This is a genomic window from Pseudomonas viciae (genome assembly GCF_004786035.1).
Lineage (GTDB): Bacteria > Pseudomonadota > Gammaproteobacteria > Pseudomonadales > Pseudomonadaceae > Aquipseudomonas > Aquipseudomonas viciae.
Map to the genome: position 1 here is coordinate 5,163,711 of NZ_CP035088.1, position 14,429 is coordinate 5,178,139.

The window sequence follows — 14,429 nt, forward strand, 5'->3', positions numbered from 1 at the left end:
GAAGATAGCCCTAATGCGACGGTTCGTTATGCCTGGGCCGCTAGAACACGCCGCTCCCAGGGAGTGATTTCATCAAAGAAGCTGGTCAGTTCCATGGACTTCGAAGCGACGTAGCCTTCGATGAACTCCGCACCGAACAGTTCCTTCGCCAGATAGCTACGCTTCAGACGCTCCAGGGCGGCATGCAAGGTACATGGCAGCGACAGATTATCCGGCACTTCGAACTCGCCCTGGATCGCGGCGCTCGGCTCCAGGTGATTTTCAATGCCATAGAGCCCGGCTGCCAGGCTGGCGGCAATCGCCAGGTAAGGGTTGGCATCCGCTCCCGGCAAGCGATTCTCGACCCGACGAGCCACCGGCGAACTGGCAGGGATACGCAACCCGGCCGAACGATTGTCATGGGACCAACAGGCATTGTTCGGCGATGCAAATGGGTGGCACAGGCGCTGGTAGGAGTTCACGTTCGGCGCGAACAACGCAGTGAAATCGGCCATGCCGGCCTGTTGTCCGCCGATGAAGTGCCGGAAAGCTGCCGTCGGCTCACCCGTCGCATCACTGAACACATTGCGACCGCTGCCCAGCTCGACGACGCTCTGGTGGATATGCATCGAACTGCCTGGTGTATGGGCCAGGGGCTTGGCCATGCAAACCACAGTCAGGCCGTGCTTGAGCGCCACTTCCTTGAGCAGGTGCTTGAACAGGAACGTCTGGTCGGCCAGCAACAAAGGGTCGCCGTGGAGCAGATTGATCTCGAACTGGCTCACGCCCATTTCATGCATGAAGGTGTCGCGAGGCAAGCCCAGCGCCGCCATGCATGCATAGACTTCACTGAAGAACGGTCGCAGGCCATTGTTGGAGCTGATACTGAATGCCGAATGACCTTCTTCTCGACGGCCATCCAGGCCCACCGGCGGCTGGAACGGCTGGGTCGGGTCCGGGTTGGGTGCGAAGACAAAGAATTCCAGCTCGGTGGCCACGACTGGCGCCAGGCCCAGGGCCGCATAGCGAGCGATGACGGCCTTGAGCTGCCCGCGCGTGGAAAGCCGGGAGCTTTCGCCGGTCAACTCATCGGCGTCGCAAATCGCCAAGGCACGGGGCTGTTGGCTCCAGGGCAGGCGATGGATCTGTTTCGGATCGGCCACCAGCGCCAGATCGCCGTCGTCGCTGCCATAAAAGCGCGACGGCGGATAACCACCCATGATGCATTGCAGCAGCACGCCCCGCGCCATCTGCAACCGTCGACCTTCGAGGAAACCCTCGGCGGTCATCACCTTGCCTCGCGGCACGCCATTCAAATCCGGCGTAACGCATTCAATCTCATCAATGCCCGTCAGTCGCTGCGCGAGTGAACGCTGGCCATCGGTCGTCATGACGCAATCCTTGTTATGTGCGAGCCGCGAACGGCAACCCGTACAAAATAGGCTTCACCTGTTCGGAATATCAAGCATCCCAGGACAATAAACCCCAAGCTTCTGGAATACATTGTGGGAGCGAGCTTGCTCGCTCCCACAGGGGATTTGTGTTGGTAGGGTTATTTGCGCAGGCAGGCTCAGGGCAGATAAATCCGGAACACCCCACCACCGAGCACACCGCCATTGGCAATCTCGGTGCGCCCGCACAGGCCGCCACGCTGATGCAGCCCGGCGATCCGCGCGGCGAAGTACAAGCCCAGCCCGGTGCTGCCGCTGCTGTGGTTGATGCCCTGCACATACTCGGCCTGACGCTCGATCATCTCGGGCGGATAACCTTCGCCGTCATCATTGATGGTCAGCACCAACTGCCCGGCTTCGTCGCTCGCACTGATCAACAACGTTTGGCGCGCATGGCGAATGGCATTGTTGATGCTGTTATCGAGCACCGAAGCAATCAGCTCGCGATCGAAAAAGCCCAGAGGACTGAGCGGATCGACTTCGTACGTCGCCATGATCCCGCGGCTACGGAACACGTCCTGATGGCCGGCCAGCTGCGCTTCGATAAAGTCATCCAACTCATGGTAGGCCGGGTGCAGCGGCAGCTGGTTGACGCCCAGCTTGTACAGCCCCAGCAGTTGCACCAGCAAGCCATTGAGATGAGCGAACTCGAACTCGATGACGCCCTGCTCCGAAGTCTGCCGCTCGGGATCGGGCAAACGCTCAAGCCATTGCGTATGCGCCTGCATGAGCAAAGTCAGGGAGTTCTTCATGTCGTGTACGGTAGACGCGATCACCGTGGAAAAATCGAGTGCCTGTTCGCTGTCATTCATCGCCAAATGCCTTGCTTCGCAGTTTCTGATAACGCGCAAAACGCGCATCGGTGTCGGGCATCATGCCCACCAGTTTCAGGCAGGCGCGACATTCCTGCAGCAGCTCCGATTCCACGCTGGTATCGGTACCATGCAGCAGGGACTGCGCCATGTTCAGGGCAATACTGATGTTCTTCGGTTGCATCTTCAGGGCACGACGGAACAGCTCCCGCGCCTCGGGCAACGCGCCGGTCTTGTAGACGCGCACGCCTTCGCGGTTCAGCTCGGCGGCGGCATTGCCTTGATTGAGAATGTTCGGGTCGTCGGTCAGCTTGGCAATGCCTTGCATCACCGTCGGGTCGTCGCCGTAGATCTCCGCGCAGTTCTTGAGCATCGACTCGCCGGCACTGGTCTGGCCGAGCATTTGTAGCTGCTTGGCCACCAACAAGGCCGCTTCGGCACTCATGAACTGCTCCATGCCGTCGAGGCGCTGCAAGGCCTGCTCAGTGAGCTTTTCGGCAGTTTCAGCATCGTTCAACAGCAGGCTCGTGGCCTTCATCAGCCGCGCCCGCACCTGCAGTCCCGGGTCATTGAGGTTTTCCTTGGCCACAGCACTGAGGGTCGTGTTGATCTCCAGCCGGGTCCGGGTATCCAGACCCTTCTCGCTGCCCTTGCTGATCAGTGCATGGGCCAGGCCTAAATTGCTTTCCGGATCCTTGAAGCGCGACTGCGCCCCCTGCCCGACCGCCTGGCGATAAGCCTTGGACGCCGTTTCGTAGTCTTCGTTGGTCATCGCCAACTTGCCCAGCAGCGATTGCCGGCGCACCGCCAGCGGCGACAGGCGCACCGCCTCTTCCAGTACGTGTTGCGCCTGTTTCGTATCGCCTTCGGCCACCAATACTTCTGCCATGCCGTCGTACAACGCCGGCATCATCGGAAATACCTTCAGGGCCTTCTCATAAACATCCTTGGCCTGGCCGACCTGGCCACGTTTGAATAGCAACTTCCCCAGGCCCGCATAGGCCCATGGCAACGGACGGTCGGCGAGGATGGTGTTGTACAGACGCTCCAGGGCTTCGTTCTGATTCAAGTCGCGCAACGCATCGGCCCGATAACGCAGGCACAACGGTCCATAACGCGGATCCTGTTTGCACAGGGCGATGCAGGCATTGAGCACCTCCATCGGCTTGCCACGATCAAGGGCTTGCAGGATCGGCTTGAGCAGGGTCTTGCGCTGCTCCAGCCGCTCCAGCCGCTGAGCCAGGCCGGAGCGATTGAACGGCTTGGTCAGGTACGCATCGGGCTCATGCTCCAGGGCACTGAGCACCATCGCCTGACTGCTTTCAGCCGTCACCATGAGAAACACACTTTCATGGCTGATCAGCTTCTCGACCATCAAATCTTCAAGCACCTGCTGGCCGTTCTTGCGGCCGTCGCCCAGGTGATAATCCTGCAAAATGAAGTCATAGCGTTTCTGCGAGCACATGCGCAGCGCGACTTCACCGGTGTCAGCGGTGTCCACGTCCTTGACACCCAGCTCACGCAGCATGGACCGGACGGAGCTGCGAAAATCCGAGAAATCATCGACGATCAGAAAACTTTTTTGGTGGTACGCCAGCATCGAGGATGTCCAGGCAAGTAAGAAGATAACCCAATGGCAAGCAACGAAACGCTGTCTCATAGCCGGCAAGGCGCGCAGATGATAGCCACCAGCCACTTACGATCAAGGGTTTTCCGAACCTCTTGTCCTGGCTGTGCCGTGGTGCACATTGCACGCCGTTCCTGCACGCCGAAACGCTGGAGAGAACGGGGCTCAACAGGTTATCGGCCGAAAATGACGTTCCGTTAAGCAGATTATAGGCAAGAGGCTTGAAGGGTTTGGTGCGAGAAAATATGGTGTCCCAGGGCAGGTTCGAACTGCCAACCTTCCCCTTAGGAGGGGGATGCTCTATCCAATTGAGCTACTGAGACACGAGTCGACCACGAGAAACGCGGTGCGAAGGACGGCGTGCATGTTAACGGCCAGTCCTGCGTTTGTCATGTCGTCCATGGTTTTTAAGTGTAGCCAAAGGGTACCGCTGGCCAGACTCACAGGTCGAAGACAGCTGATATTCAACCGCCACTCATCTGCCCTGACTCACCTCACGCTAGTAAATCGGCAAATTGCCACTATCCTATACAAAACAAGGACAGCACGCGCCTTTGCCCTCGCGCCGGTTATCCGCCGGACGGTATGGCACATAGACACGATGCAGTGGTCACAAATGCGGACCTGTTGATTTTTCAAACCAGTCCGCATTTTTGATGAAGGGTGCTGGCATAACGCCTTTACCCGGATCAATATTTGTCACAGAATTGGCGCCAATGATCTGGCAATTTTGAGGCATGATGCGGGCCTCTTAACAATTCAGGTTGAACATTTGGCTACAGGCCTTGTCCTAACGACATCCTGCGGCCAATCCCGAGAACCGCTCCCCTGAACTAACCGGTTAAATATATGCGCCCATTGAAACAGGCAGTTTACTCCAGCCGTACAGCTGACAAGTTCGTGGTACGTCTGCCAGACGGAATGCGGGAACGCATTGCCGAGGTGGCTCGCAATCATCATCGCAGCATGAACTCTGAAATCATCGCGCGCCTTGAGCAAAGCCTTATTCAAGAAGGCGCTCTTGGTGAAGAGCTCAGCATGCGCTTGGACAGCCCTGAGCTGTCCTTGCATGAGCGCGAGCTGCTGCAACGATTCCGACAACTCTCCCATCGCCAGCAAAACGCCCTTGTTTCGCTGATTGCCCATGATGCCGAAATGGCCGCAGACGCGTCCTGATCGCAACGAATATCTTAAAGCCAGCCTTGTGCTGGCTTTTTTTTGCCTGGCGTTTGGCCCTGATTTGAATTTTTGAGCATCCATGAAAAAGCCCGCCAGATAGGCGGGCTTTCTTGACGAGTGATTCAGAGCAGGAAAATCGTCGCCAACCCCAGGAAAATAAAGAACCCACCGCTGTCAGTCACAGCGGTGATCATTACGCTGGCACCCATGGCAGGGTCACGCCCCATGCGGGCCAGGGTCATGGGAATCAATACCCCCATCAGCGCCGCCAACAACAAGTTGAGGGTCATCGCGGCGGTCATGACCACCCCCAGCGACCAGCTGCCGTAGAGCAGATAAGCCACCACACCGATCACCCCACCCCAAATAACGCCATTGATCAGGGACACGGCCAGCTCCTTGCGCATCAATCGCGAGGTATTGCCGGTACTGACCTGGTCCAGCGCCATCGCGCGGACGATCATGGTGATGGTCTGGTTGCCGGAGTTGCCACCGATGCCGGCAACGATGGGCATCAACGCCGCGAGCGCCACCAGCTTCTCGATGGAGCCCTCGAACAACCCGATCACCCGAGAGGCGACAAAAGCCGTAATCAGATTGATTGCCAGCCAGGCCCAACGGTTACGCAGGGATTTCCAGACCGAAGCGAAGATGTCTTCTTCTTCGCGCAGACCGGCCATGTTGAGGACTTCGCTTTCGCTTTCCTCACGAATCAAGTCGACCATTTCATCGATGGTCAGACGGCCGATCAGCTTGCCGTTCTTGTCGACCACCGGCGCAGAAATCAAGTCATAACGCTCGAACGCCTGGGCCGCGTCATACGCGTCTTCGTCCGGGTGGAAGCTCACCGGGTCGCTGGCCATCACCTCGGCCACTTGCTTTTCCGGATCATTGACGAGCAAACGCTTGATGGGCAGCACGCCTTTGAGCACGCCGTCGTAATCGACCACAAACAGCTTGTCGGTATGCCCCGGCAGCTCCTTGAGACGACGCAAGTAACGCAAGACCACTTCAAGACTGACATCCTCACGGATGGTCACCATCTCGAAGTCCATCAGCGCACCGACCTGCTCCTCGTCGTAGGACAATGCCGAGCGCACACGCTCGCGCTGCTGGCCGTCGAGGGTTTCCATCAGTTCGTGGACAACGTCCCGTGGCAGCTCGGGCGCAAGGTCTGCGAGTTCGTCGGCGTCCATTTCCTTGGCCGCCGCCAACAACTCGTGATCATCCATGTCGGCGATCAGGGTTTCACGAACCGAGTCGGACACTTCGAGCAGGATGTCACCGTCGCGATCAGCCTTGACCAACTGCCAGACCGTCAGACGCTCTTCCAGTGGCAGGGCTTCAAGAATGTAGGCGACGTCGGCGGAGTGCAGGTCATCGAGCTTGCGTTGCAGCTCAACGAGATTCTGCCGGTGGACCAGGTTCTCGACCCGGTCATGATGCGGGCCTTCCTGGCGATGCGTCAGGTCTTCCACGACCCGCTGGCGCTGCAGCAGCTCAACGACTTGAGCGAGACGATCCTGAAGGCTTTCCTGCGTTTTTTTGACTTCTACTTGGGACATAGGCGAACTCCACTCCCAGCAGTGGAGCACGCCGGAAGGATCAATCAGTTAATTCATGATTGGCAAAACTAGATATTGAGTAACTACTGGGTAAGTCCATGGAAATATTCCAAAGCCCCGGCGGGGCTGACGGGCGCAATCATACACCGCTTGACGCTTTAAAACGCTAAAAAATCATGGCAAGAACAAGCGCTTGCGAGACAAACCTGAACGCAGGCTGAACCTCTGGCTTTGGACGACTTATCCTGAAAAGAAAACACACGCCCCAGGAGAGATGCAGCGGCTAGCCTTCTGTTTTTTATCGTCAAGGAGGACGCTCGCATGCCCGCCAATCATTACCTTTTTTTGCTCGCCACCCTGCCCTGCCTGCCTGTATGGGCTGCCGGGCAGACCGTGCATCGCTGCGAAAGTAGTGTGGGGCACGTCACATTCACGACGTTGAGCTGCGGCCCGGGAGAAGACCTGTCGCTGCAGCAGATTCATCCGTACAGCCCGGGCACCAGCGGACCGATAACCGAGTCGTTACTGCCCGAAGCAGAGCCCCGACAAACATCCAGTAATAGAACCTCGCGCAAGGAGCTGACCGTTGTCGGCCAGTTCGAAGACCGCTGCGCAAATCTGATCGACGCCAGGCAACGCCGCGACGCGATCATGAACCAGCGCATCATCGCCGGCATGAGCCAGCAGGACGTAGAGAGCGCCCTGGGCAAACCCCACTCAATCAAAATAAGGAATTCGAGCACGCGGTATACCTACAAAGCGAAAAAAGGTCGCAGCGCGGAGATCGTGTTCGACGAGAAAGGATGCGTGAAAGGCAAATCGTAGACAGCAAAAAGCCCGCGTTAAACGCGGGCTTTTTGGTGTTTGGTGCACTCGACAGGATTCGAACCTGTGACCGCTCGGTTCGTAGCCGAGTACTCTATCCAGCTGAGCTACGAGTGCAGATTGTGGTTTTATACCAGATCACAACTGGTTGAAGCCAAGTAATTTGCATTGCTGCAAACAACTCTTAAATGGTGCACTCGACAGGATTCGAACCTGTGACCGCTCGGTTCGTAGCCGAGTACTCTATCCAGCTGAGCTACGAGTGCATTTGTTGCCGCGCATTATAGGTCGTCGAATCTTTTTGTAAAGCGCTTTTTTCCAGTAATTTCAACAACTTACGGATGAAGCCAGATTGCGTCGCACTAAATAAATAATGGCGGAGAACGGGGGATTCGAACCCCCGACACCCTTTTGAGGTGTACTCCCTTAGCAGGGGAGCGCCTTCGGCCACTCGGCCAGCTCTCCGCAACACGGGGCGTATATTAACCACCTTCATCCCCGTTTGCAAACATAAAAATCGATAAAAATTAATGGCTTGGTTCGTCGTCCTTCTCTTTCTTGATACGCAGGTAAATTTCCTCCCGGTGCACAGCGACCTCTTTCGGGGCGTTCACGCCAATACGCACTTGGTTTCCTTTGACGCCGAGCACGGTCACGGTGATTTCGCCATCACCAATAATCAGGCTTTCTGCGCACCGACGAGTCAGAATCAGCATACCTTTCTCCTCACGCAATTCAGTAAAGGGACAACAGTCTGCAAAAAAAAGGCATTGGACCGACAACCGGAACGGTCGCAGCCTACAGGCCTAAGTATTGACCAGCGCGCGCAAAAGAACAGTTTTGGGACGCGCCATTCAAAAAAACAAAGGGCGCGGTATAACCGCGCCCTCAAGGCAACGCTTACTCGCCCTGTCGGGCAGCTGCGTCGAGTTCGAAAGCCGTGTGCAGGGCGCGCACGGCCAGCTCCAGGTACTTCTCTTCAATCACTACGGAAACCTTGATTTCCGAAGTAGAGATCATCTGGATGTTGATGCTTTCCTTGGCCAGGGATTCGAACATGCGGCTGGCCACGCCTGCGTGGGAGCGCATGCCGACACCAACGATCGAAACCTTGGCGATCTTGGTGTCCCCTACCACTTCCCGGGCACCGATCTCGCCAGCGGTCTTGTTCAATACAGCTTCAGCGGCCTGGTAGTCGTTGCGGTGTACGGTGAAGGTGAAGTCGGTGGTGTTATCGTGCGCGACGTTCTGCACGATCATGTCGACTTCGATGTTCGCGGCACTGATCGGGCCGAGAATCTTGAACGCCACGCCGGGGGTGTCTGGCACGCCACGGATGGTCAGCTTGGCTTCATCGCGGTTGAAAGCGATGCCGGAAATGATCGGCTGTTCCATGGATTCCTCTTCATCAATAGTAATGAGGGTGCCCGGACCCTCTTTGAAGCTGTGCAGAACGCGCAGCGGAACGTTGTACTTGCCAGCGAATTCGACCGCCCGGATCTGCAGCACCTTGGAACCGAGGCTGGCCATTTCCAGCATCTCTTCAAAGGTGATCTTGTCCAGGCGCTGAGCCACAGGCACTACCCGTGGGTCAGTGGTGTAGACACCATCCACATCGGTGTAGATCTGGCATTCGTCAGCCTTGAGGGCTGCCGCCAGTGCTACGCCAGTGGTGTCGGAACCGCCACGGCCGAGGGTGGTGATGTTGCCCTGCTCGTCCACGCCCTGGAAACCGGCGACAACCACAACGCGGCCCGCCTTCAGGTCGCCGCGAATTTTCTGATCGTCGATCTGCAGAATACGCGCTTTGTTGTGCGCGCTGTCTGTCAGGATACGCACCTGATTACCGGTGTAGGACACCGCTGGCACGCCACGCTTGATCAGCGCCATGGCCAGCAAAGCAATGGTCACCTGCTCGCCGGTGGAAACGATCACATCCAGTTCACGGGGAACCGGTTGCTGGTCGCCGCTGATTTGCTTGGCCAGATCGATCAGACGGTTGGTCTCGCCGCTCATTGCCGACAGCACAACCACCAGGTCATCGCCCGACTCACGGAACTTCTTAACCTTGTCGGCGACCTGTTCGATTCTCTCGACAGTGCCGACCGAGGTGCCTCCAAATTTCTGTACGATCAAAGCCATTTCAAAGCCGCCTCTGCCCATGAAGGGCGCCCAATAATCAATCAACAGCGACCGGGCCCGCCACTAGACTGCAAGCCCGGGACGCTGCCTTAAATACCCTGCTCTACAAATGCAACGGTCTGGGCCAGTGCCGCGTCCAGTGCGCCGGCGTCGGTACCGCCGCCTTGCGCCATGTCCGGACGACCACCGCCCTTGCCGCCCACTGCCGCAGCGGCCTGCTTCATCAAATCACCGGCTTTGAGTTGGCCAGTCAGGTCCTTGGTCACGCCCGCGACGAGAACGACCTTTTCCTCATGGACACCGCCGAGCAGGATCACTGCGCGGCCGAGTTTGTTTTTCAGTTGATCGACCAGCCCCAACAGAGCCTTGCCGTCCTGGCCGTCGAGACGCACAGCCAGCACTTTCACGCCCTTGACGTCCACGGCCTGGGCCGACAGATCGTCGCCCGCGGCGCTGGCAGCCTTGGCCTGCAACTGCTCGAGTTGCTTTTCCAGCAGACGGTTGCGCTCCAGCACAGCCGACAGCTTGTCGATCAGGTTGTCACGGCTGCCCTTGATCAGGCTCGCCGCTTCCTTGAGTTGTTCTTCAGCCGCGTTGAGGTACGCCAGGGCCGCAGCGCCGGTGACCGCTTCGATACGGCGTACACCAGACGCCACGCCGCCTTCGCTGATGATTTTCATCAGACCGATGTCGCCGGTGCGGTTGGCATGAATGCCACCGCACAGCTCAACGGAGAAGTCGCCCATGCTCAGCACGCGCACGCTGTCACCGTACTTCTCGCCGAACAGCGCCATCGCACCTTTCTGTTTGGCGGTCTCGATGTCGGTTTCTTCGGTTTCTACCGGGGAGTTCTTGCGAATCTCGGTATTGACGATGTCTTCCAGCGCCTTGAGTTGCTCAGGCTTGATGGCTTCGAAATGGCTGAAGTCAAAGCGCAGGCGCTGACTGTCGACCAACGAACCTTTCTGCTGGACATGGTCACCCAGTACCTGGCGCAACGCCGCGTGCAGCAAGTGCGTCGCGGAGTGGTTCAGCGACGTGGCGTGACGAACCTCGGCATCGACATGAGCGGCCACCGGGGCTGCGATCATCAGGCTACCCGAAGCCAAAACGCCGTGGTGCAGGAACGCCCCGCCGGTCTTGGTGGTGTCGCGCACATCGAAGCGCGAGCTACCGGCCTGCAGGTAACCGCTGTCGCCGATCTGGCCGCCGGATTCAGCGTAGAACGGCGTCTTGTCCAGCACGATCACGCCCTCCTGGCCTTCGCTCAGGATGTCGACCGACTGTCCGTCCTTATAAATAGCCACGATCTTGGCCGAACCGGTGGTGCCGGCATAACCGGTGAATTCGGTGGCGACGTCAACCTTGACCAGGCTGTTGTAGTCCATGCCGAAGGAGCTGGCGGAACGCGCGCGCACCCGCTGGGCTTCCATCTCGCGCTCGAAACCGGCCTCGTCGAGGGTCAGGTTGCGTTCGCGGGCGATGTCGCCGGTCAGGTCCATCGGGAAGCCGTAGGTGTCGTACAACTTGAACACCACGTCACCCGGGACTACGTTGCCCTTGAGCTCGGCCAAGTCCTGCTCGAGGATCTTCAAGCCTTGCTCCAAGGTCTTGGCGAATTGCTCTTCTTCAGCCTTGAGCACACGTTCGATGTGAGCCTGCTGGGATTTGAGCTCCGGGAAGGCTTCGCCCATCTCGGCCGCCAGTGCCGCGACGATCTGGTAGAAGAAGCTGCCCTTGGCGCCCAGCTTGTTACCGTGGCGGCAGGCACGACGGATGATGCGGCGCAGCACATAACCGCGGCCTTCGTTGGACGGCAACACACCGTCGGCAATCAGGAAGCCGCAGGAACGGATATGGTCGGCCACCACTTTCAGCGAAGCCTGGTTGTCGTTGGTGCAACCGATGGCCTTGGCGGACGCGCTCAGCAGGCTCTGGAACAGGTCGATTTCGTAGTTGGAGTGAACGTGCTGCAACACCGCACTGATTCGCTCCAGGCCCATGCCGGTGTCGACCGACGGCGCAGGCAGCGGATGCAACACGCCATCGGCGGTGCGGTTGAACTGCATGAACACGTTGTTCCAGATCTCGATGTAGCGGTCGCCGTCTTCTTCCGGCGAGCCTGGTGGGCCGCCCCAGATGTCGGCGCCGTGATCGTAGAAAATCTCGGTGCACGGGCCACACGGGCCGGTATCGCCCATGGTCCAGAAGTTATCGGACGCGTAAGGCGCGCCTTTGTTGTCGCCAATGCGCACCATGCGCTCAGCCGGGACACCGACCTCTTTGGTCCAGATGTCATAGGCTTCGTCATCGGTGGCGTAGACCGTTACCCAGAGCTTTTCCTTGGGCAGGTTCAGCCACTTGTCGGAGGTCAGGAAGGTCCAGGCGAAGGTGATGGCGTCGCGCTTGAAATAGTCGCCGAAGCTGAAGTTACCCAGCATTTCGAAGAAGGTGTGGTGACGGGCGGTATAGCCGACGTTTTCCAGGTCGTTGTGCTTACCGCCGGCGCGCACGCATTTCTGGCTGCTCACCGCACGGGTGTAGGCACGTTTTTCCTGGCCCAGGAAGCAGTCCTTGAATTGGTTCATCCCCGCGTTGGTGAACAGCAGGGTCGGGTCGTTGCCCGGAATCAAAGAGCTGGAGGCTACTCGGGTGTGGCCTTGCTCTTCGAAGAAGCGAAGGAAGGCTTCACGGATTTCTGCGCTTTTCATTAGGTTCTTCCACGGAGGCTGCGGCCAAAGGCCTGTGCAAAACGTCAACAGACGAAGCAACGGCAAAGGGCCGCATTATATCGGCCCTTCGCGTGGGGTACAGCGTGTTTATGCGATAGAAACGCTCAATTGGCGCGCTTGACGGGTCAGTGGCGGGAAAAATCGACGAAAGTGGCGATCACTTGGTCGATTTGCGCCCCGCTCACGTCCATGTGCGTCACCATTCGCAGGCGTGGCGCCGCGCTGAGCTTGACGCCCCGTTCATCGGCAAATGCCTTGATCGCCTCGGCCCGCTCGCCCATTTGCACGTAGACCATGTTGGTCTGCACCGGCTCGACCTCGTAACCCGCCGCCCGCAAACCCTCGGCGAGCCGCTGGGCATTGGCATGGTCATCGGCCAGGCGCTGGACCTGATGTTCCAAGGCATACAACCCCGCCGCCGCGAGGATCCCGGCTTGGCGCATACCGCCGCCGACCATCTTGCGCAACCGCCGCGCCTTGCCGATCAACTCGGCGCTGCCGCACAGGACCGAGCCAATAGGTGCGCCAAGGCCTTTGGATAGGCACACCGAGACCGAATCGAAATATTGCGTGATCTGCCGAGCATCGACGTTCAGCTTGATGGCGGCGTTGTACAGCCGCGCGCCGTCCAGGTGCAGGGCCAGGCCATGCTCCTGGGTGAAACGCCGGGCCTGGGCCAGGTAATCGAGCGGCAACACCTTGCCCTGCATGGTGTTTTCCAGGGCCAGCAGACGAGTGCGGGCAAAATGAAAGTCATCGGGTTTGATCGCCGCCGCGACATGCGCCAGGTCCAGGGAGCCGTCCGCCTGTACCTCAAGGGGCTGGGGCTGGATCGAACCGAGTACCGCCGCGCCGCCACCTTCGTATTTGTAGGTGTGGGCCTGCTGGCCGACGATGTATTCGTCACCGCGCTCGCAGTGGGCCATCAACCCCAACAGGTTACTCATGGTACCCGTAGGCACGAACAGCGCCGCCGCGAACCCCAGACGCCCAGCCAGTTCGGCTTCGAGGCGATTGACGGTCGGATCTTCGCCGTAGACATCGTCGCCGGTAGGCGCGCTGGCCATGGCGTCGAGCATGCCGGCGGAAGGTTGGGTGACGGTGTCGCTGCGAAGATCGATAACGCTCATGAATCTGGCCTCGGGTGCGGGTGAGGGGAATTCCCTTTCGAAGGTCAATTACTGCGGTCATGGCGACGATTAATCAAGGCCAGTCGAAGGAAAAGATCACCTGCACCTGAAGATCACTCATAACCCCTGTGGGAGCGAGCAAGCTCGCTCCCACAGGGGTTATGTGTTAAAAATCCTCCGCCGCCAAAAACCATGGCGGCAAAACGTTCTCAGGGCGGGGTGTAATTCCCCACCGGCGGTAATTGCACGCAAGGTGCATAGCCCGCGAGCGCTTGGCGATACACGGCTTTGGCGGTGTAGCGGCAAGGTCAGCAGACCCGGTGTGATCCCGGGGCCGACGGTCATAGTCCGGATGAAGAGAGAACGGGATCGACACCCAAGGGCCGACTGCGACTGTCTGTGCGCGGCGTACCCTCGAATCCCCTTCGATTCATGACGCCCTGTTTTTCACACAAACAGGAACCAGAACATGCAACCCACTGCAATCGACAGCAAAAGCAAAAGTCATCCGGGCGAGCGCGTTGCGTTCATCCAGGCCTGCTGGCACAAGGAAATCGTCGACCAGAGCCGCAAAGGCTTCGTCGCGGAAATGATCAGCCAGGGGTATCAGGAAAGCGACATCGATTTCTTCGAAGTCGGCGGCGCCTTTGAAATCCCGCTGCACGCCAAGCTGCTGGCCAAGTCAGGCCGTTACGCCGGCATCGTCGCTGCCGGCCTGGTGGTGGATGGCGGCATCTACCGTCACGAATTCGTCGCCCAATCGGTGATCAGCGGCCTGATGCAGGTTCAGTTGGAAACCGAAGTGCCGGTGTTCTCGGTCGTGCTCACCCCCCATCACTTCCATGCTGGGGAAGAGCATCAGAAGTTCTTCTTCGAGCATTTTGTGCACAAGGGCCAGGAAGCGGCGAAGACCTGTGCCGATACGCTGCACAAGACCCGGGCGTTGCGGCGTAGTGAGCAGCGGGCGGTAGCGGTTTAAAGCTGCAA

General features: G+C 58.6%; 11 protein-coding genes, 4 tRNA genes and 1 riboswitch. Of the genes, 3 read left to right on the forward strand and 12 right to left on the reverse strand.

All coding sequences use genetic code 11. The annotated features are described in order from the left end of the window. Nucleotides 1-26: 26 nt before the first annotated feature. The 4 genes from EPZ47_RS22765 to EPZ47_RS22780 form a co-directional block, all read right to left on the reverse strand. Nucleotides 27-1,268, reverse strand: coding sequence for a glutamine synthetase family protein (locus EPZ47_RS22765; protein WP_178084328.1), 1,242 nt, complete (start codon nt 1,266-1,268; stop codon nt 27-29). Nucleotides 1,269-1,549: 281 nt separating this feature from the next. Next, a complete protein-coding gene (locus EPZ47_RS22770) occupies nt 1,550-2,242 on the reverse strand; it encodes a sensor histidine kinase (protein WP_135846794.1) in 693 nt (230 codons plus the stop codon). After that, entirely contained in the window at nt 2,235-3,842 is a 1,608-nt protein-coding gene (locus EPZ47_RS22775; RefSeq protein WP_135846795.1) for a tetratricopeptide repeat-containing response regulator, read from the reverse strand. Before EPZ47_RS22775 ends, EPZ47_RS22770 begins: the two co-directional genes overlap by 8 nt. A 273-nt stretch (nt 3,843-4,115) precedes the next feature. Continuing rightward, nucleotides 4,116-4,192, reverse strand: a tRNA-Arg gene (locus EPZ47_RS22780). Nucleotides 4,193-4,718: 526 nt separating this feature from the next. Here EPZ47_RS22780 and EPZ47_RS22785 point away from each other — a divergent pair. Further along, nucleotides 4,719-5,045: an Arc family DNA-binding protein gene (locus EPZ47_RS22785; protein ID WP_077048487.1), complete on the forward strand. Its 327-nt coding sequence runs from the start codon at nt 4,719-4,721 to the stop codon at nt 5,043-5,045. Between the two features lie 125 nt (nt 5,046-5,170). On the opposite strand, the gene mgtE is transcribed toward EPZ47_RS22785, so the two are convergent. Continuing rightward, nucleotides 5,171-6,613 (reverse strand): magnesium transporter, encoded by a 1,443-nt coding sequence (gene mgtE / locus EPZ47_RS22790; RefSeq protein ID WP_135846796.1) that lies wholly within the window; start codon nt 6,611-6,613, stop codon nt 5,171-5,173. Nucleotides 6,614-6,934: 321 nt separating this feature from the next. On the opposite strand from mgtE, the gene EPZ47_RS22795 reads away from it, so the two are divergent. Continuing rightward, nucleotides 6,935-7,438 carry an outer membrane protein assembly factor BamE gene (locus tag EPZ47_RS22795; RefSeq protein WP_135846797.1) on the forward strand — a complete coding sequence of 168 codons (504 nt, stop codon included), beginning with the start codon at nt 6,935-6,937 and terminating at the stop codon, nt 7,436-7,438. A 40-nt stretch (nt 7,439-7,478) separates the two neighbouring features. Here EPZ47_RS22795 and EPZ47_RS22800 read toward each other — a convergent pair. The 7 genes from EPZ47_RS22800 to ltaE form a co-directional block, all read right to left on the reverse strand. After that, nucleotides 7,479-7,555 (reverse strand) — tRNA-Arg (locus EPZ47_RS22800). A gap of 72 nt (nt 7,556-7,627) precedes the next feature. Then, a tRNA-Arg gene (locus EPZ47_RS22805) sits at nt 7,628-7,704 on the reverse strand. A 108-nt stretch (nt 7,705-7,812) separates the two neighbouring features. Then, nucleotides 7,813-7,903 (reverse strand) — tRNA-Ser (locus EPZ47_RS22810). 62 nt (nt 7,904-7,965) lie between these two features. Then, complete coding sequence (gene csrA / locus EPZ47_RS22815) at nt 7,966-8,154, reverse strand: carbon storage regulator CsrA (RefSeq protein WP_003178872.1); 189 nt, start codon at nt 8,152-8,154, stop codon at nt 7,966-7,968. Between the two features lie 184 nt (nt 8,155-8,338). Continuing rightward, nucleotides 8,339-9,580 carry an aspartate kinase gene (locus EPZ47_RS22820; RefSeq protein ID WP_135846798.1) on the reverse strand — a complete coding sequence of 414 codons (1,242 nt, stop codon included), beginning with the start codon at nt 9,578-9,580 and terminating at the stop codon, nt 8,339-8,341. A gap of 89 nt (nt 9,581-9,669) precedes the next feature. Continuing rightward, a complete protein-coding gene (alaS, locus tag EPZ47_RS22825; protein WP_135846799.1) occupies nt 9,670-12,291 on the reverse strand; it encodes an alanine--tRNA ligase in 2,622 nt (873 codons plus the stop codon). A 146-nt stretch (nt 12,292-12,437) separates the two neighbouring features. Continuing rightward, the gene (gene ltaE, locus EPZ47_RS22830; RefSeq protein ID WP_135846800.1) at nt 12,438-13,442 is read right to left on the reverse strand and encodes a low-specificity L-threonine aldolase; all 1,005 of its coding nucleotides are present in this window, start codon (nt 13,440-13,442) and stop codon (nt 12,438-12,440) included. Nucleotides 13,443-13,643: 201 nt separating this feature from the next. Then, nucleotides 13,644-13,811: riboswitch (FMN riboswitch) on the forward strand. 100 nt (nt 13,812-13,911) lie between these two features. Here ltaE and EPZ47_RS22835 point away from each other — a divergent pair. Continuing rightward, a complete protein-coding gene (locus EPZ47_RS22835) occupies nt 13,912-14,421 on the forward strand; it encodes a 6,7-dimethyl-8-ribityllumazine synthase (RefSeq protein ID WP_135846801.1) in 510 nt (169 codons plus the stop codon). Nucleotides 14,422-14,429 lie beyond the last annotated feature (8 nt).